We start from the raw sequence: 17,827 nt of genomic DNA, 5'->3' as shown, positions 1-17,827 counted from the left end.
TAGCGCCTCCCCGGGCCGGAGGGCCAGGGGGGCTTGCAATGATCGGGCGGTGACCCCCACCGAGCGTACGCACCACCACACCCCCCACACCCACGGCCATGCGCACAGCCATGGTCCGGCCAAGCCCGTCTCCACCCACCTGCGCAAGGTGATCGCGGCCGTCCTCGTCCCGTTCGCCGCCGCCGTGGTGGCCGGAATAGTGCTCCTCTGGCCGGGCAGCCCACCATCGCACCAGCACAGCGGACTGGGACTCGACCAGCAGACCGAGTCGGGACGGGTGGTGAAGATCGAGGAGGTGGACTGCGCCAAGGTCGGCGCGCAGCCCCAGCAGCAACAGCAGTCCCCGCAGGGCGGCCCGCCCGTCACCGGACCGTGTGAACAGGCCACGATCGAGGTCGGTTCAGGGCCCGACAAGGGCGTGACGTTCACCGAGATCGTGCAGCCCAGCGCCTCGCGCCACTACACCGTCGGCGAGGGCGTGGTGCTGGCCTACGCGCCCAAGGCCCCCGAGAACCTGCGGTATTCGGTCACGGACGTGGACCGCAACGTCCCGATGGCGCTGCTGGCCGCGGTGTTCGCCGTGGCGGTCGTGGCGATCGGCCGGCTGCGCGGCGTCTTCGCCCTGGTGGCGCTGGTGATCAGCTTCGGCGTGCTGACGATGTTCATCCTCCCCGCGATCCTCCAGGGTTCGGATCCGCTGCTGGTCGCGGTGATAGGCGGCAGCGCGATCATGCTGATCGCGCTCTACATGTGCCACGGCCTCAACGCCCGTACGTCCGTGGCCGTTCTGGGCACGCTCACCTCCCTGCTGCTCATCGGCCTGCTGGGCGCCGGCTTCATCGGCTGGGCGCATCTGACGGGCAACACGGACGACACGACGGGCCTGGTGCACGGCCTGTATCCGCACATCGAGATCCAGGGCCTGCTGCTCGCCGGGATCATCATCGGCTCGCTGGGCGTGCTCGACGACGTCACGGTGACCCAGACGTCGGCCGTGTGGGAGCTGAAGGAGGCCGATCCGAAGGCGAATTGGCGGAAACTGTACGCATCGGCCATGCGCATCGGCCGGGACCACATCGCGTCGGTGGTCAACACGCTGGTCATGGCGTACGCGGGGGCGTCGCTGCCGCTGCTGCTGCTGTTCTCGATCGCGGACAGCGGGGTGGGACGGGTCGCGACGAGCGAGATCGTGGCGGAGGAGATCGTCCGTACGCTCGTGGGCAGCATCGGTCTGGTGGCCTCGGTGCCGGTGACGACCTTCCTGGCCGCGCTCGTTGTCAGTGCCGACCGGCACAATACGAGCAAGGGTTCCAAGAGGGGGTCCAAGGGGGGCTCCAGGACCGCGAAGAGCGGCGGCGGCAGGCGGCGCCGCGCGAAGTGACGGGCCCGCGGGGGCGGGCCGGAAGGCGGGGGGACTTCGGTGGTCGGGGAGTTGGGCAGAGTGACGGGGGCGGTCGGCCCGGGCCTGGTCGGCGAGGTGATGGTGCGGGTGCGGGGCGGGGCCGAGGCCTTCCTCGCGTACCCGGCCGAGCCGGGCGAGCGCATCGAGCGGGGGACGGTGGTGCTGATCGTGGAGTACCAGCCGCCGCGCACGGTGTTCGTCGCACGGGCGTATTCCTGACGGGCGGCCGTGCCGCCGCACATCGTCCTGGCCGGAACGGAAGGGTGAGGTGTCGGCGTCTTCGCCAGGGGGCACATCCGGGAGCAGACTGCATGATCACAGGGCCCCGCCGGGGCCGCAAAAAGGGGGAATGACGCATGCTCATCGGCGTCGTGGCGGGGGTCGTCCTCGTCGCCATAGCCGTCCTCGTGGGGCTCTTCAAGCTCATGTGGCGCGTTGCCGAGCCCAACGAGGCACTCATCATCTCCGGGTCCAAACACCGTGTGGAGGGCCTGGAGGAAGGCATGGGCTTCCGGATCGTCACCGGGCGGGGGACGCTCGTCCTGCCCGGGGTACAGGCGGTGCGCAAGCTCTCCCTGGACCTCAACGAGGCCGATCTCGACGTGGATTGCGTGACGCGGCAGGGCATCCCGCTCAAGGTGCACGGCGTGGTGATCTTCAAGGTCGGCGACGACCTCGTGTCCATAGCCAACGCCGCCCGCCGCTTCCTCGACCAGCAGAAGCACATGAGCGAGCGGGTGCACAACGTGTTCGCGGGCCATCTGCGGTCCATCGTCGGCGGGTTGACCGTGGAGGACATGATCCGTGACCGTGAGCGGCTGACGGGCGAGACCCGGTCCGCCTCGGGCACGGAGATGGAGAAGCTGGGCCTGATCATCGACTCCCTGCAGATCCACGAGATCCAGGACCCCACGGGCTACATCAAGAACCTGGCCGCTCCGCACGCGGCCGCCGTCCAGCGCGATGCGCGCATCGCCCAGGCGGAGTCGGACCGGCTGGCCACCGAGGCCGAACAGCAGGCCGCCGCGCGGATGTCGGAGGCCACCCGCGACAGCGAGATCCTGCAGGCGGGGTACCAGGCCGAGCGGGACAGCGCGGCCGCCAAGGCCCGGCAGGCGGGCCCGCTGTCCGAGGCCGCGGCGCGACAGGAGGTCGTGGTCCAGGAGACCCGGGTCGCGGAGCTCGCGGCCAAGCAGCGCGAGCAGCAGCTCCAGGCGGACGTGCGCAAGCCCGCGGACGCCGCGGCCTACGAGAAGCGCACGCTGGCGGAGGCCGAGCGCGACGCCCGCATCTCGGCGGCGGAGGCCAGGGCCCGGGAGACGGAGCTGGCGGCCGTGGCCGAGGCGACGCAGGTGAAGACCGCCGCCGCGGCCGAGGCGGAGGCCACCAGGGCGCGCGGCGAGGCCGCGGCGGCGGCGACGCGGGCCACGGGTGAGGCCGAGGCCGCCGCGACGCAGGCCAGGGGTCTGGCGGAGGCCGAGGCGGCCAAGGCGCACGGCCTGGCCGAGGCCGAGGCGATCAAGGCCCGGGCCGAGGCGCTGGCGCAGAACCAGGAGGCGGTCGTCGCCCAGCAACTGGCCGAGAACTGGCCCGAGATCGTCCAGGCCGGTGCCCAGGCCTTCGGGAACGTGGACCACATGGTGCTGCTCAACGGGGCGGACGGGATGTCCGAACTGTTCGCCAAGGCGCTGACGATGGGCGGTACGGGACTGGGGCTGGCCCGCCAGCTGCTGGCGTCCGTCGGCAACGGCCAGGGCCGGGAGCCGGGCGCGGACGGGGTGCACACCCCCGGTGCGGGCGACGGCGGCGACGGCCGGAGCGCGGGCCTGCGCAGCGGGCCGGTGCCGATCGACGGGCCCGCCGGGGACGGTTCGGAGAGGTCCGGCGGTGCCGCCGGATCCGCCGGGGAGACCTCCGCGGAGACGGCGGAGGGGGCTGTGGCGGGGACGGCCGGGTAAACGGCCGGGGACGGCCCGGGAGTCCGTCGGGAAGGGGCCGCCACGGCGGCCGGAGGGGCCGTCGCGGGCGCCGGGTACGGCCGGCGGGGCTACGGCGGCCCGGGGGCCGCTAACCGGCGTTCTGCCCTTCCGGGTTGCCGGCGAGGATGCTGTCGAGCGCCGCGGCGAGCTCGTAGTCGAAGTCCGCGACGGAGCGCTCCTCGCCGAGCGGTGCAATGCGGTCGGTGCGGTCGAGGAAGGCCACCAGCGGCGCCGCCCCCGCCCGGAACAGGGCTCCCTCGCCGCCCACTTGCAGCCGGATGAAGACGTCCGACAGGTGCTGGGCGGAGGCGGGGGCGATGTGCACATCGCCCTCGCCGGAGGGCTGGCTCAGCCCGTCGAGCAGCAGCTCCCGGGCGAAGGCCCAGGTCACGGGGGCGTCGCCGGGGAGGTGGAAGGTGAACTTCACCGCGTACGGATCACTGCTGTCGTAGTCCAGCTCCACCGGGATCCGGAAGGACAGCTCCTCGGAGACGAGGAACGTCATGATCACTTCTGCCTGAACTGTGTCGCGCATCGCCCAATGCCCCGTCTTCGTCGGTTTGGCCGGGATTGGATCCTCATGGCCCTCTAATGACGCCATAGTCTGACAACAACGTCCCGTGGATCACAAGGAGTGATTTTTCAGTTACCGATAGAGACCGAGAGGGAGCTTACGAGCTCTCCGACTCTGGAGCGTAGCGACTCGACTACGGGGCGGAGTCGTTCCGCGGGATTCGGTGGCACGGAACAGCCGAGAACCGGCCAAAGTGACCGGCGTTCACAGGGCGGTGAACAGGCCGGTCACGGGGTGGAAGGCGAAATCGTCGGGGCAGGTGGCCGGGGGCGGGGGCAGGGGCGTACTGCTGTCGTCCGCACACGGGTTGGAGCCGCGGAGGCGGTCACAAGGCACCGAACGCTAATCAGAATGGGGTATTTCAGACAGGCCGGTATTCCCGGGCGATGTCCCTCGCCCGGGTTACCGCCCTCTACCAATCGCCCTTGGACGACGAGGACGACGTGAACTTCTTGACGACGAAGACGAGGCCGCCGACGAGGGCGACGAGCAGCAGCGCCTTGAAGAGCAGGCTGACGACAAAGCCGAGCACGCTCATGATCAGGCTGCCGAACACCACGAGCACCAGGACCGGCACGGCGATCCACGTCACCCACCAGGGCAGTCCTGCGAATATCCCCTTCTCGGCCATGTCGTCCTCTGCTTCCCGCTCCACGCGTCTTCACGCGTCGCTGTCGTGTCGCCGGCCGGGTGGCCCCGGGCGGCTTCGGTACTTCGATGCTAGGCCGGACACAGGGGCGGGTGGAGGTCCCACAGCCCCCGTCCGCCCCTGAGCGGACCCCTACGGGACACCGGGGTTCCGGGGCCGTCCGTCTCAGGGGAACGGCCCGGGTTCAGCTCTCCGGGGGCGAGAAGACGACCAGCACCCGCAGGTCCTCGCTGATGTGATGGAACCGGTGCACCGCGCCCGCCGGCACGTACACCACGCTGCCCCGCGCCACCTGGGTCGTCTCCGCGCCCACGGTGATCGAGGCCCGGCCGCTCACCACCACGTACACCTCGTCCTCGGCGTGCGGCCCCTGCGGGTCGGCGTCGCCGGCGTTCAGGGCGTACAGCCCGACGGACATGTTCCGCTCACGCAGGAACTGCAGGTACGCACCCTGGTTCGCGGCCCGCTCCGCATCCAGTTCGTCGAGCCGGAACGCCTTCATCCTCGCCACCCCATCGCCGTGCCGGCGCAGGCCTCCGCATCCCGCCCGCCGGTCTGCCACGATCTCATCATGAAGAACTTCGTAGTCAAGACGATCGCCAACGCGGCAGCCCTGGCAGTGGCCATCTGGCTGCTCAAGGGGATCACGCTGTCCGGCGAGAACACCGCCCGCAAGGCGGTCACCCTGGTCCTCGTCGCGCTCGTCTTCGGCGTGGTCAACTTCATCGTCAAGCCGGTCGTGAAGCTGCTGTCCTTCCCGCTCTTCATCCTCACCCTGGGCCTCATCACGCTGGTGATCAACGCGTTGATGCTGCTGCTGACCTCATGGGTGGCGGGAAAGCTGCATCTGGCCTTCCACGTGGACGGCTTCTGGACGGCCTTCGTGGGCGGCGTCATCGTCTCGGTCGTGGCGTGGGCGATGCACATGATCCTGCCCGACGAGGAGGACTGAGCGCCGCCGCGCACACCGGACGGCGGCTCGAGCCTCCCCCCTCTTGGCTCGAGCCGCCCGGTTCTTGTGCACGAAGAACCGTGCGATCCAGGCTAGTTGACTCTGCGTCAGTGTCCAATCACGCTAGCGACACAGACCTATCGACTTATTTATAGTTCCCCCACGATCAGCAGCGGCGAGCCGGGGAGAACCCATGGATCTGGCCCTTCTCCGCACCTTCGTCACCGTGCACAGGGCCGGCTCGTTCACCCGGGCCGCAGCGCTCCTCGGCCTCTCGCAGCCCGCCGTCACCAGCCAGATACGGGCGCTGGAACGGCAGCTGGGCCGCCCCCTCTTCCTCCGGCAGGCCCGCGGGGTCCGCCCCACCACCACCGGCGACGAACTCGCCCACCGCATCGGCCCGCACGTGGACGCGCTGCTGGCGATCACCGAGTCCGGCCCCGACGGGCACTGGACCGGCCGCAGCCTGCACCTGGCCGGTCCCCCCGAGTTCACCGGCCTGCGGGTGCTGCCCGCCCTCGCCCCGCTCGTCGCGCAGGGGCTGACCGTGCGCACGGCGCACGGCACGGCCGAGGAGCTCTTCGACGGGCTCGCCGCGGGCCACCACGACCTCGCCGTCACCACCGCACGCCCGCGCGGCCGGCTGCTGACCGCCACCCCGCTGTGCGACGAGGAGCACGTCCTCGTCACGGCCCCGCGCTGGGCGGCCCGGCTCGGCGGCGCGGCCCTCGTCCGCGACCAGGGCGCCCGCGCCCTGGAGGATCTGCCGGTGGTCGAGGTCCACGAGAGCCTGCCGTTCGTCTCGCGCTACTGGGCCGCCGTCTTCGACGGCAAGCCGGCCGCCACCGCCACGGTCGTCGTCCCCGACCTGCGCGCCGTGCTGTCCTGCATCTCCGCCGGAGCCGGCGTCGGCGTGCTGCCGCGCTACCTGTGCGGCGACGCCCTCGACACCGGCGAGATCGTGGCCCTGCTGGACCCGCCGGTGCCCCCGCTGCGCACGTACTTCCTGGTCGTCCGGGCCGGCGCACCGGCCCATCCGCACCTGGCGAGGGCGCACGAGTGGTTGTTGCGCGCCGCCGTCTCCTGGTGAGGCTGCCGTTTCCCTGCGGGAAGGGGTTTCGCCGCGGGTCCGGCGCGGCAGATGTCCCCTATGACCGAACGGCCCGTGGTCAAACGCACCGCCCGCGCCATCCTGCTCGACGGGGATCCCTCCGGGAGCCTCGACATGCTCCTGATCAAGCGGACCAAGCCCGGCGAAGCGCCGTACTGGATCACCCCCGGCGGCGGGGTGGAGCCCGAGGACGCCACCGTGGTCGCCGCCCTCCACCGCGAAGTGTCCGAGGAGCTCGGCGCCAAGGTCACGGACGTGGTCCCGGCCTTCGTCGACACCGTCTCCCACTCCCTGCTCCCCCATAGCCTGAACGGCATGGGAGGTACCCCCATCGCCGCACACGGCGTGAAGGTCCAGCACTTCTTCGTCTGCCGACTGGCCTCGATGGACCTCTCCCTGCGGCACGGCCCGGAGGTGGAGGAGCCGGTCGGGACGTACGAGGTGGTGCGCATCCCCTTCACCCGCGCGGGCATCGCCTCCGTGGGCCTGGTGCCGCCCGCCCTGCGCGACTACCTCGACACGAACATCGAAGGGGTCCGGGCCCTGCTCGCGCCCGACCTCGGCCAGTGACTCCCGGTCAGGGGCTGCCGACCGCCGCGCCGAAGAAGTCCCCGCCCTTGCGCCGCACGTCGTCCGTGCCCCAGGCACGCCCGTCCCCGCCGGGGCCGCGGGAGGCCTTGTACAGCTGCGGAATGTGCTTGGCGCAGTGCACGTACGCCTCCTCGACCGTGACCTCGACCCACACCACGGGCCTGCGGCCCGGCACGCCGTCGGCGGGCAGTTGCGGGTGGGCGGCGCGCAGGACCGCGTCGTCGACGATCCGGGCCCGGCCGTTGACGTGCAGGCCGATCCGGTCGCGGAAGAAGTCGATCATCAGGACGGCGACCCGGGGGTTCTCCTCGATGTTGCCCAGGCTCGCGAGGACGCCGTTGCCCCGGTACTCGGGGTAGGCCAGCGTGCGCTCGTCCAGGACGTGCAGAAAACCGGGCGGCCCGGCGCGGAAGGTGTTGTCGCACGCGCCCCCGGCGTCCGCGGTGGCGAGGAAGAACATCTCCTGCCGGGCCACGAACTCCCGCATCCGCGCGTTGAGCCGGTCCAGAACCTGCTCGCCGTGGAAGCGCTCCGCGCGGACCGTCGTACCGAGCTGTTGCTGCAACTGCTGTTCACCGTCGCCCACTTCGCCTCACCGCCCGCGGATCGCCGGCTCGTCCAGCGCGTCGTGCCGTATGCGGTGGGACGGTATGCCGATGCCCACCAGGGTGTCCACACCGCTGCGAATCATTTCCGGCGGCCCGGACAGAAACGCGTCATAGGCGTGCCACGGCCCGTATTTCCTTACGACGGCCGGGAGTTGGCCGCTCAGGCCACGGGTCGGACCGTCCGAGACCACCGGGCGGACGCAGAGCCAGCGGTGCGCCTTCTGCAGGCGCAGCAGCGTGTCGATGTCGTAGAGGTCGTCGTCGTACCGGGCGCCGTAGAAGACGTCGACCGGGCGGCGGCGGCCGTGCCGGACGACGTCCTCCACCAGGGCCTTGATGGGGGCGATGCCGGTGCCGCCGCCGAGGCAGAGCATGCCGTCGTCGGTGCCGTGGTCCACGGTCATGGAACCGGTCGGCGGGCCGAGGCGGACGACGTCGCCGGAACGGGCCCGGTGGACCAGGGCGTTGGACACCCAGCCGGCCGGAACGGCCTTGACGTGGAAGGAGAGCAGGCCGTCCTCGCGGGGCGCCGAGGAGAAGGAGTAGTGCCGCCACACCCGCGGCCACCAGGGCGTTTCCACACTCGCGTACTGCCCCGCGAGAAAGGGGTAGGGCTGGTCGGGGCGGAGGGTGAGCACGGCGACGTCGCGGGTGCGGCGCTCGTGGGAGACGATCTCGGCCTGCCACCAGGCCGGGGCCTGCTCCGCGTCCTCGGCGGCCGCATCGATCATGATCTGGGAGACCGCCGTGTAGACCCGCACCCATGCGGCCTCGGCCGCCTCGCTCCAGGTGTCGGGCGCATAGCGGGTGAGCGCACCGATCAGGCACTCGCCGACGGCGGGGTAATGGCCGGGCAGCGTGCCGTACTTGCGGTGTCCGCGGCCGAGCCGGGAGAGGTATGCGGTGAGGGTGCCGCTGTCGTCGGCGTGCTCGGCGGCGGTCAGCAGCGCCTTGAAGAGGCGGTCGCGCTGGACGTCCATCGCCGCCGGGAAGAGATCGCGCAGTCCGGGGTACCGGACGAAGAGCAGTGCATAGAAATACGACGTGGCCTTGTCGGCGACGGGCTCGATCTCGGCCAGGGTGCGCCGTACGAGGACGGCGTCCGGGGAGACGACCGCATCCGCGGAGGGGGCGGCGGCCGGGGAGGGGCCGGCATCCGGGGCGGCCGCCGGGGGTAACGGTAAGGGCCGTAATGGCTCGGGGCGGGCGGCGTCGGACGAGGCCGGGCAGACCTCGGCGGGGCGCTCGTGCTCCCGGCCGGCCTCCCGCCCTCCGGGCGGGGCACCCGGGCCGCCCCCGTCGTCACGCGCCCGAGGACGGCCCTCCGTGCCGTCCCCCGGCGCGAACCAAGTCCATTCACCCGCTGCGCGCGCGGTGCCGTCGTGGGCCGACGGAACGGCCGGAGCATCCATCTATGCCTCGCCTCGAACATCCCTCGGGCGGTACCAGTCCGCGCAGCATGCCACCCCGGCTCCCGGCCGCAGTGAATATGCCGTAACTCCCGGCGCACGAAGGAACGTTGCGGCTAGGCTGACCGGTCGGGCAGGCCCGCCGGCGCCTCCGGCACGGACTCCCCCGCCCCGCGCCCGCTCAGCTCGGGGCGTCCGTCAACGCGTAGGCCTCGCGCAGGTCCCTCCCCGTATACGCGTGCGTGGCGATGTCCCGCACGTGGTGATCGGCATTGACCGCCACCGACACCGGAACGACGGCGAACAGGCTCGCATCCGACATCGAGTCCCCGTACGCCACGCAGTCGGCGCGGCCCAGCCCGTACTGCGCGCAGAGCTCGTCCGCGATCCTCACCTTCGCGGCGGCGTCGAGGATCCCCGACGGATTCAGGGGCTCCCGGAACGGCACCGCCGGCCAGAGCGATCCGCGGGCCGCGTCCGCGCCCCAGTCCAGCAGCCTCTCCACGAAGAACGACGGCGACAGCGAGATCACCGCGCACCGCTCGCCCCGCGCCCGTATGTCCCCCCAGACCTCCCTGATGCCGTCCATCCACGGCGCCGTGGCGAACGCCGCGGCCACCTGTGCCTCGGTGAGCTCCTTCCACAGCTCGATGGCCCGCGCGGCGAACTGCGGCGGAGTCAGCTCGCCCGCCGCGAACGCCCGCTCCAGTTCGCCGATACCGGGCTCCACTCCGAGCTGCCGGGAGATCTCGACCGCGGCCGCGGAGCCGTGGATCAGCGTGCCGTCGAGATCGAACAAGTGCAGTCTGCTCATGGTCGTCGAGCGTAGGCGTCGCTGCCGGGCGCGGAGGCCGGCGCCCCCGCGGCCACCACCCGCGATCCCAGGGACTCCGCCGCGCCCTGCACCCCCGCCGGCCCCGACGGCCGCCCGCCGCGCCGCTCCAGCGCCGCGGACACCAGCGCCAGGACCAGCGCGGCAACGGCCATCAGCGCACCGACCCCGTTGGGCGCGGTGTAGCCGAACCCGGCGGATATGACCAGGCCGCCGAGCCAGGCCGCCATGGCATTGCCCAGGTTGAAGGCGCCGATGTTGACCGCGGAGGCGAGGGTCGGGGCGTCGGCGGTCTGGTCCAGCACCCGCTTCTGCAGCGGGGGCACGGTCGCGAAGCCGAAGGCGCCGACGAGCGGCACCGCGACCGCCGCCGCGATCTTGTCGTGCGCGGCCAGGGGCAGCAGGGCGAGCACGATCGCGAGGCCCGCGAGAGCGGTGCAGAGCATGGGCATCAGCGCGCGGTCGGCGTACCGGCCGCCGACGAGGTTGCCGCCGACCAGGCCGAGGCCGAAGAGCACGAGGAGCCAGGTGACGGACGCCGGGGCGTAGCCCGTGACCTCGGTCATCATCGGGGTGATGTAGGTGCTCATCGTGAAGACGCCGCCGAAGCCGAGCACGGTCATCGCCATGGCGAGCAGGACCTGGGGGTTGCGGAAGGCGGCCAGCTCGCCGCTGATCCGGGTCCGCTCGGGCTGCTCCTGCTCGGGCACGAGGGCGGCTATACCGAGGACGGCGAGCACGCCGAGCCCGGCAATGGCGAAGAACGTGACCCGCCAGCCCGCGTTCTGGCCGACCAGCGTGCCCAGCGGCACGCCGACCACATTGGCGACGGTCAGGCCGGTGAACATCATCGCTATCGCGCCCGCCTTCTTCTGCGGCGGGACGAGCCCAGCGGCGACGATCGCGCCGATGCCGAAGAACGCACCGTGCGCGAGCGAGGCGACGATGCGGCCCGCGAGCATCACCCCGAAGACCGGCGCGGCGGCGGAGAGCGCGTTGCCCCCGATGAACAGCACCATCAGGGCCATCAGCATCCGCTTGCGCGGCACCCGGCTGCCGACGATGGCGAGGACGGGCGCGCCGACGACCACGCCGAGGGCGTAGCCGGTGACCAGGTAGCCGGCGGTGGGGATCGAGACGCCGAAGTCCGCCGCGACCTCGGGCAGCAGGCCGGAGGTCACGAACTCGGTCGTGCCGATGCCGAAGGCGCCTATGGCGAGCGCCAGCAGGGCGAGAGGCATGGGAGGTCCTTCAAAACAGCAGCAGAACAGAAGCAGTGGGGGGCAGACAGGCAGTCGGGCCTGCGCATTCAATGCACTCGACCCTTACCAGCGTCCACAATAATTGCAGACGCGGGCTATACGCAAGCGCTGGCTATTGCTCGGGCGGGCTACCCTGGTCCCTGACGGGCACGGCACCGCGCGCACGACCGAAGGAGGGCCCATGTCCCGCACCCCGGACCCCGCTCTGGGCGGGCTCGCACAGGGCTGGTGCGCCCTCTCGGCCCTGCACAGCCGGATCGAGGCGCACATAGAGCGCGCCCTCCAGGCCCATCACGAGCTGAGCGTGCGCGAGTTCTCCGTCCTGGACGTGCTCAGCCGCCAGCACGACGGCGAGGGCGGCCACCTGCGCATGAACGAGGTGGCCGACGCGGTCGTGCTCAGCCAGAGCGCCACGACCCGCCTGGTCAACCGCCTGGAGGACCGCGGCCTGCTGACCCGCTACCTGTGCCTGACCGACCGCCGCGGCATCTACACGGACGTCACGGACTCGGGACGCACCCTCCTCGCGGAGGCCCGGCCCACGAACGACTCCGCGCTGCGCGAAGCGCTCCAGGATGCCTCGTCCCGCGCAGAGTTGGCACCGCTGGTCGCCGCCGTGGAGTCGCTCGCTCCGGCCCCGAAGTGACCATGGTCCCGGCGGCCGCCCGCGCATAGGGTCCGGATCATGAGCGACACCGTGATCCGGCGCGCGACCGCCGACGACATCCCCGCCATCGTGGCCCTCCTCGCCGACGACCCGCTCGGCGCGCAGCGCGAGTCCCCCGGCGACCTGGCCCCGTACCGTGCGGCCTTCGAGCGCCTGGCCGGCGACCCGCACCAGCATCTGGTCGTCGCCGAGCGCAACGGCCGCACGATCGGCACGCTCCAGCTCACCGTCATACCGGGGCTCTCCCGGCGCGGCGCGACGCGTTCCGTCGTCGAGGCCGTCCGCGTCCACGTGGACGAGCGCGGCAGCGGGCTGGGCACCCGGCTCATCGAGTGGGCTGTCGAGACGTCCCGCCGGGAGGGGTGCCTGCTCGTGCAGCTGACCTCGGACGCCACCCGCGTCGACGCCCACCGCTTCTACGAGCGCCTGGGCTTCGAGGCCTCACACCTCGGGTTCAAGTACCACCTGTGACGCCGCCTCCGCCGCGGCCCGGGCCCGTTCCCGGTGCGCCTTCTGGCGGCAGGCGCCGCCGCAGTACCGGGCGGGCCGGCCCGTACGCGCGGGCGCGACGGGGTCCCCGCACACCGCGCACACCGTTTCGTTACGGCTCACCGCACGGTTTCTCGGCAGTTTCGTCACACGCCGCCCCGGCCTGAGGCTGTCGCACGCCAGCGCCGTCATCCTGCCCGGCGCCACGCCGGGGCCGCGGCGCTGTTCCATCGACAGGCACCCCATGAGCAGCGCCGTCACGTCGTCGACGGTGACGTCCTTCCTTACGGCGTCGGCCTGTTGGGCCCGTTCGAGCAGGACGGACAGTGCTGCGCGGAAGTCCTCCTCGATGCCGGGCGAGGGCTCGAAGCTGCCCTCCAGCGCCTCGCACAGCCCCTTGTTGCGCGCGGACAGGCGCACCACGGCCGCCAGGTAGCGGAAGAAGACGACTCCGGGGTCTTCTGCAGAGGCCAACTCCCTTGCTGTGTCGGCGAAAAGCCGTACCCGGTCCGTCACCGTGGCCCTGAACAGGGCGTCCTTGGACGGGAAATGGCGGTACACGGTCCCTGCACCGACCCCGGCCCGCCGCGCGATCTCCTCCAGCGGCACCGCCAACCCGCCTTCTTCGAAGGCGGATCGGGCCGCCTGGAGGACGAGCGTGCGATTGCGCCGGGCATCGGCCCGGAGCGGTGGACCGGCCACCGGAGGCGGTGACGTCTTCCTGCGCTGTGCCATGCGCGCGGACCTCCGGGAGCCGGACGACGAAACGGGGTGAGGGTTCCGATTGTATCCAGGCATGTGAGCGAGGGGCCGAGTCGCCATACCGGGGCAATTCAGAAGGAGTGGATGGAAAAGAAAAGGCCGTCATCAGCACACAAAGCGCTGATGACGGCCTGAAATCCGGCCTTTTGCGGCGTGCTCAGCCAGTGATCACCGCGCTGCCACGGCGTCCCATGCCTTGCCCGCAGCCGCCGTGACCTCGTCCGCCCCGGCGACCGTCACGCCCAGGGCCCGCAGACCCGTACCGAGCGCCGCGAGCGAGGCCAGGACGACGCCGCGGTCCGCGGCCGTCCCGTAGTGGTTGACGCGGATCATCTCCTGGGCGAGCGCACCTGCGGCCCCCTGCACCGGGACCGAGGCGTCCGCGCCCAGCGCAGCCGCCACGACCTCGCGGGCGTCGGTGCCGACGGCCCGCAGCGTGGTGGCGACGGGAGCCGCGTCCTCGTCCCGGACCACGAAGGGCTCCAGGCCGCCGCCCAGGGCCCGTACTCCCGCGCGCACGGCCGCCGCTGCCGCCCGGTGCCGGGCCATGACCGTGTCCAGGCCCTCCGCCCCGATCCGGTCCACGGCCTGTTCCAGGGCGAGCATCTCCAGCTGGGCGGGGGCGTGCGGCAGTGCCGTGCGCCCGCCGTCGATCCAGCGCTCCTTCCAGTCCAGCAGGGAGAGGTACGAGCGCCGGGGCGCATGCTCGTTGGCCGCGATCCGCTCCCACGCGCGGGCGCTGACCGACGCCACCGACACACCCGCCGGTCCCGCCATCGCCTTCTGGCCGCCGATGACACAGAGGTCCACACCCCACTCGTCGGTGAGCAGCGGCTCGGCACCCACGGACGCGACCGCGTCCAGCATCAGCAGCGCACCATGGTCCCGCACGACGGCGCCGATCTCCGCCACGGGGTTGGTGTTGCCCGTGGCCGCCTCGGCGTGGACGAGGCTGACGAAGTCGATCGCAGGGTGCGCGCGCAGCGCCTCCGCGATCTGCCCGGCGGTGACGGCCCCGCTGAAGGGCGCCGTCACGGTGACCACCTCGGCCCCGCAGGAACGCAGCCAGCCGCCGAAGGTCTCCCCGTACGGCCCGGTGATGACGTTGAGCGCGGTGCTGCCGGGGCGTACGGCCGAGCGGATGCACGCCTCCAGCGGCAGCAGCGCCTCGCCCTGCATCGTGACGACGGTCTCGCGGGTGCGCATCAGCGCCGCGACCTTGTCCTCGATGCGCGCGAATCGGCCTGCGCCCAGCGGCGCGAGGTCGAGCAGGGCCGGTGCGGTGTTCGCAGTCACGGTTGCCAGTGCCTTCCAGGGTCTCGCGCCGTGTCCGGCGCCCGACGATCTCTCCCCGACCCTACGTCCGGGCCCCGGTCCGCGCCGACGGCCGGACCCCTACCGCCAACCGCCGGCGTCGACGCCGCCCGGCACGCTGTCACCCGGCCCGTAGGGCTCGCGGGTGAGGACGAAGGTGCCGATGTCGAGATGGCTCACCGCTCCGTCGGCGCCCCGCACGACCCGCAGCGTCTCGCCCGCGTAGTAGCCGTCGAGGCCCGTCCACGTGCCGTCCTCCTCGGCGCGGAACCGTGCGGCGCGGCCCCCGTTCCCCAGCGGCGACAGGTCCAGGCCGCGCTCCGCGCGCAGCCGCAGGGCGAAGCCGGCGGCACCCCAGTACCAGGGCCCGGTCAGCTCCAGCAGGGCCGGGTCGGCGGTGTCGAGGGGGCGCCAGGGCTCCGGGATCCGCGGCTCGTGCTCGGCGACCGTGCCCACCATCTCCGCGCAGGCGGCGGCCACTTCGAAGCCGGAGGTGAGGTTGGCGAACAGGACCGCGCCGACGCCGTCCTCCGGGCTCACCCACAGCGTCGCGATGAAGCCCGGCATCGACCCGGTGTGCCCGCAGAGGAACCGACCGTCCCGGTGTGCCAGTTGCAGCCCGAGACCGTAGCCTCCCGCCCAGTCCGGCCCCTGGGGTGCGGTCTCCGGCACCCGCATCTCCTCCAGGGAGCTCCTGCGCAGCACCCGTTCGTCGCCGTCCAGCAGGAACGCGGCGAACCGGCCGAGGTCCTCCGCCGTCGACCAGAGCTGTCCGGCGGGCGCCATCCGGCCGGTGTCGGTGAGCGGTTCGGGGAGCAGGACGTCCGCCCAGGGGTGGACGGCCCAGCCCTCGGCGTGCGGTGCCTCGGGGGCGAGCGTCGTGCGGTGCATGCCGAGCGGCTCCAGCACCTCGCGGCGCAGCACGGTGTACCAGCTCTCGCCGCGCAGTTGCTCGACCAGGGCGCCCAGCAGGGCGTATCCGGGGTTGGAGTAGTGGTGGGTGCGGCCCGGCGCATGGACCTGGGGGCGCTCGCCGAAGACATCGGCGAGCTCGGGGCGCAGGGCACCGTCCGTGCGCTCCCACCACGGGCCCCGCGTCTCCGCCGCGAGGCCGGAGGTGTGCGCCAGGAGCTGGGCGATGGTGGCCTCGCCCGCCTCGGGGGTGTCGAGGTGGCTGCCGAGGCGGTCGTCGAGCCCCAGCAGCCCCTCGTCGCGCAGCCGCAGCACGAGAACGGCCACGAAGGTCTTGGTGATCGAACCGATCCGGTACTGCGTGCCCGTTCCGGGCACCTCCCCGGCCACACCGCCCCGCCCGGCCGACCACACCACGCGCCCGTCCCGCACCACCGCCCCCACGACGGAGGGGGCCCGGCCCTTCACCTGGGCGACGGCGATCCGGTGCAGCAGGGCACGACGCGTGGCGGGCAGCAGGTCGGCGGACTCTTCGGGCGCGGCGGGTGCGGGCGAGACATTCATGAACGCACCCTAATGAGGCCTCATATGAGACATGAGGCGGTGTAGGTTCTCAGCCTCCACGCCATACGGCGGCCCTGTGACCTGCAAGTCCTTCTGGTGTCTCACGCCGCGCCATCCGCTGGCCGTCTCAGATCCGTGTCATTTCCTCGATCTGCTCGTCAGCTTGCAGGCTGTCCTATCGCACCAAGAGTTGACTACGGATCACGGGGGGCGGCGGATTACCAAGGGGGCTAAGAACGGGCCTCGCCAGATTCCCAGCGCGATCGGATTCGACGGACCTTCATCGCTCCCATCTCAGTGGATACGCCAGCCCGGTTCGCAAAGAATGTTATTTAGGCGCCGCTAGAGAGATGACTCACGCCCATCTCGTTTTTGATACTTCTTGACATACTCTACGAGCGCCATAAGCTTGCGGACGTCATCGCCTACGTAGCCAAGCACACCATTGCAGTTTTGACAAATTATGCCGCGCACACACTCCCCACAACTGCGACCTCCGATATCACAGCACGAATGATCATGATCAATCGATAGCTCCCGGCCGCTGGGACATAGCTCAACTCCGCACGCCGCGCACGAATTACCCTGAGATGCAAGCGTCTCAACAAACCATGAGTAGGTCTTTTTGTAGCGCATCAATATGACGCAACGCGTGCAAGAGGCGCGAAGTCCGTCGCGGCTTTGTGGCCCCTTGTTGAAGCTCGTGACACTGAGGTAACGGTCACAAGTAGTGCATAAGCGCAGTCCCTCATCGTTATACCGATCCTCAACCCTAGACAGGTTTCGCGGTTTCCGCACTGGCGCAAATAAATCAGCCCCTGTCCTCCAGCGCTGATAGTGCATTGCACACATCCCACGACCCACCCACCCTCGATCACAGCCAGAAATTACACACACCTTTCCAAGCGCTGCATTTTCCTCAGCCTCATGTGTCAGACATCTCCCACTTTTACGCGCATTCCGCCGACAACCCTCATGCAAACAATCCACAAGAACCCCCAACTATCGAATCGCACTAAAGCCGACCCCGCGACATCAAATGCAGCTTGCCCTGAGACTACACATGGAGCAACTCCAGCCGCTATTGATACATCTCAGACGGCATCTCGCCTATCAAGACTGTTGAAAACTTTGGACGCCCCAGGGGGGATTGTCAACGGCGCCCGGTCCGCGTTCACCATCGGGCTGATCGAGTGCTCGCACCAATGTCACAGCGAAAGCAACCAGTCGTTTTTGATCAGCAGGAGACAAGCTACGCATGTGCGTCCAGAGGGTCTGAGCGGCGATAGATAGAGGCCCACTGGGATCACTTCCTAGCTGCCGCCTGGAATCGACAACTCCTTGGATTTCGGGACTGTGTAGTTCGATGACCGAGTCGTCCTCGCACCGCAGCCAAACGTAGTCGACTACGTCGGGATGCCGCGCAAGCAGATCATGGACAACTGCTTGGACTACGGGAAGGTCTCCATAGTGGACGAACCACATGACAGCCTGCTGCGACATTTCCTTCTTGGATGGGGAGCCCTCCCTGCGGCAATCCAGAAGCAAGCCAACGCGGTGCTCAAAAGAGGGCAACCCTGTGCTGCCATTGCGGGCACACGCAAGCTGCTTGCTGAGTTTTTTCTCAATGTTGGCCCGGATATGCGAGCACACATCCTCTGGATCAGACAGTCGAACCGGGTAGCAGAAATTTATCGCGACCCTCGACTCGAAATCATCTGGAATAGGGTCGGGGACTGGCGCGGTGACG

General features: G+C 70.6%; 20 protein-coding genes. 9 read left to right on the top strand and 11 right to left on the bottom strand.

What is annotated here, in order from left to right; translation table 11 throughout:
* Positions 1–49 precede the first annotated feature (49 nt).
* The 3 genes from ACLHRZ_RS19160 (at position 50) to ACLHRZ_RS19150 (ending at position 3,360) form a co-directional block, all read left to right on the top strand.
* On the top strand, positions 50–1,381 hold the full coding sequence (locus tag ACLHRZ_RS19160) for a YibE/F family protein (protein ID WP_490419692.1): 1,332 nt from the start codon (positions 50–52) through the stop codon (positions 1,379–1,381).
* Between the two features lie 39 nt (positions 1,382–1,420).
* Positions 1,421–1,621: an NfeD C-terminal domain-containing protein gene (locus tag ACLHRZ_RS19155; RefSeq protein ID WP_490419691.1), complete on the top strand. Its 201-nt coding sequence runs from the start codon at positions 1,421–1,423 to the stop codon at positions 1,619–1,621.
* Between the two features lie 137 nt (positions 1,622–1,758).
* The gene (locus tag ACLHRZ_RS19150) at positions 1,759–3,360 is read left to right on the top strand and encodes a flotillin family protein (RefSeq protein WP_490419690.1); all 1,602 of its coding nucleotides are present in this window, start codon (positions 1,759–1,761) and stop codon (positions 3,358–3,360) included.
* A 109-nt stretch (positions 3,361–3,469) separates the two neighbouring features.
* On the opposite strand, the gene ACLHRZ_RS19145 is transcribed toward ACLHRZ_RS19150, so the two are convergent.
* The 3 genes from ACLHRZ_RS19145 to ACLHRZ_RS19135 form a co-directional block, all read right to left on the bottom strand.
* On the bottom strand, positions 3,470–3,916 hold the full coding sequence (locus ACLHRZ_RS19145; RefSeq protein WP_490419689.1) for an SsgA family sporulation/cell division regulator: 447 nt from the start codon (positions 3,914–3,916) through the stop codon (positions 3,470–3,472).
* A 451-nt stretch (positions 3,917–4,367) separates the two neighbouring features.
* A complete protein-coding gene (locus ACLHRZ_RS19140) occupies positions 4,368–4,586 on the bottom strand; it encodes a DUF5326 family protein (protein WP_490419949.1) in 219 nt (72 codons plus the stop codon).
* A gap of 202 nt (positions 4,587–4,788) precedes the next feature.
* A complete protein-coding gene (locus tag ACLHRZ_RS19135) occupies positions 4,789–5,106 on the bottom strand; it encodes a cupin domain-containing protein (RefSeq protein ID WP_490419948.1) in 318 nt (105 codons plus the stop codon).
* Between the two features lie 69 nt (positions 5,107–5,175).
* Between ACLHRZ_RS19135 and ACLHRZ_RS19130 the strand changes: the two genes are divergently transcribed.
* The 3 genes from ACLHRZ_RS19130 to ACLHRZ_RS19120 all read left to right on the top strand — a co-directional run bounded on the left by ACLHRZ_RS19130 (position 5,176) and on the right by ACLHRZ_RS19120 (position 7,237).
* Complete coding sequence (locus ACLHRZ_RS19130) at positions 5,176–5,556, top strand: phage holin family protein (RefSeq protein WP_490419688.1); 381 nt, start codon at positions 5,176–5,178, stop codon at positions 5,554–5,556.
* Positions 5,557–5,749: 193 nt separating this feature from the next.
* Positions 5,750–6,646 (top strand): LysR family transcriptional regulator, encoded by an 897-nt coding sequence (locus ACLHRZ_RS19125; protein WP_490419687.1) that lies wholly within the window; start codon positions 5,750–5,752, stop codon positions 6,644–6,646.
* A 60-nt stretch (positions 6,647–6,706) separates the two neighbouring features.
* Complete coding sequence (locus ACLHRZ_RS19120; protein WP_490419686.1) at positions 6,707–7,237, top strand: NUDIX hydrolase; 531 nt, start codon at positions 6,707–6,709, stop codon at positions 7,235–7,237.
* Positions 7,238–7,244: 7 nt separating this feature from the next.
* Here the strand turns inward: ACLHRZ_RS19120 and ACLHRZ_RS19115 are convergent, their stop codons facing one another.
* From ACLHRZ_RS19115 to ACLHRZ_RS19100, 4 genes are all read right to left on the bottom strand, one after another.
* The gene (locus ACLHRZ_RS19115) at positions 7,245–7,844 is read right to left on the bottom strand and encodes a pyridoxamine 5'-phosphate oxidase family protein (protein WP_490419685.1); all 600 of its coding nucleotides are present in this window, start codon (positions 7,842–7,844) and stop codon (positions 7,245–7,247) included.
* Between the two features lie 6 nt (positions 7,845–7,850).
* The gene (locus ACLHRZ_RS19110; protein ID WP_490419684.1) at positions 7,851–9,278 is read right to left on the bottom strand and encodes a globin domain-containing protein; all 1,428 of its coding nucleotides are present in this window, start codon (positions 9,276–9,278) and stop codon (positions 7,851–7,853) included.
* A 178-nt stretch (positions 9,279–9,456) separates the two neighbouring features.
* Positions 9,457–10,089 (bottom strand): HAD family hydrolase, encoded by a 633-nt coding sequence (locus tag ACLHRZ_RS19105; RefSeq protein ID WP_490419683.1) that lies wholly within the window; start codon positions 10,087–10,089, stop codon positions 9,457–9,459.
* Positions 10,086–11,348, bottom strand: a complete 1,263-nt coding sequence (locus tag ACLHRZ_RS19100) for an MFS transporter (protein ID WP_490419682.1) — start codon at positions 11,346–11,348, stop codon at positions 10,086–10,088. The genes ACLHRZ_RS19105 and ACLHRZ_RS19100 overlap by 4 nt, the downstream gene beginning before the upstream one ends.
* A gap of 202 nt (positions 11,349–11,550) precedes the next feature.
* Between ACLHRZ_RS19100 and ACLHRZ_RS19095 the strand changes: the two genes are divergently transcribed.
* Positions 11,551–12,015: a MarR family winged helix-turn-helix transcriptional regulator gene (locus ACLHRZ_RS19095; RefSeq protein ID WP_490419681.1), complete on the top strand. Its 465-nt coding sequence runs from the start codon at positions 11,551–11,553 to the stop codon at positions 12,013–12,015.
* A 39-nt stretch (positions 12,016–12,054) separates the two neighbouring features.
* Positions 12,055–12,507, top strand: coding sequence for a GNAT family N-acetyltransferase (locus tag ACLHRZ_RS19090; protein ID WP_490419680.1), 453 nt, complete (start codon positions 12,055–12,057; stop codon positions 12,505–12,507).
* Here ACLHRZ_RS19090 and ACLHRZ_RS19085 read toward each other — a convergent pair.
* The 4 genes from ACLHRZ_RS19085 to ACLHRZ_RS19070 form a co-directional block, all read right to left on the bottom strand.
* On the bottom strand, positions 12,478–13,260 hold the full coding sequence (locus tag ACLHRZ_RS19085) for a TetR/AcrR family transcriptional regulator (protein ID WP_490419679.1): 783 nt from the start codon (positions 13,258–13,260) through the stop codon (positions 12,478–12,480). The two genes, ACLHRZ_RS19090 and ACLHRZ_RS19085, sit on opposite strands and share 30 nt — an antisense overlap.
* A 195-nt stretch (positions 13,261–13,455) precedes the next feature.
* Positions 13,456–14,583, bottom strand: a complete 1,128-nt coding sequence (locus ACLHRZ_RS19080) for a pyridoxal-phosphate-dependent aminotransferase family protein (RefSeq protein WP_490419678.1) — start codon at positions 14,581–14,583, stop codon at positions 13,456–13,458.
* Positions 14,584–14,682: 99 nt separating this feature from the next.
* The gene (locus ACLHRZ_RS19075; RefSeq protein ID WP_490419677.1) at positions 14,683–16,077 is read right to left on the bottom strand and encodes a serine hydrolase domain-containing protein; all 1,395 of its coding nucleotides are present in this window, start codon (positions 16,075–16,077) and stop codon (positions 14,683–14,685) included.
* 342 nt (positions 16,078–16,419) lie between these two features.
* Entirely contained in the window at positions 16,420–16,713 is a 294-nt protein-coding gene (locus tag ACLHRZ_RS19070) for an endonuclease domain-containing protein (RefSeq protein WP_490419676.1), read from the bottom strand.
* Positions 16,714–17,493: 780 nt separating this feature from the next.
* Here ACLHRZ_RS19070 and ACLHRZ_RS19065 point away from each other — a divergent pair.
* Positions 17,494–17,827 (top strand): hypothetical protein (locus tag ACLHRZ_RS19065; RefSeq protein WP_490419675.1); only part of this gene is annotated, 334 nt, incomplete at its 3' end.

This window comes from Streptomyces sp. AM25 (assembly GCF_058146165.1).
This window is presented reverse-complemented; position numbering and strand designations above follow the sequence as displayed.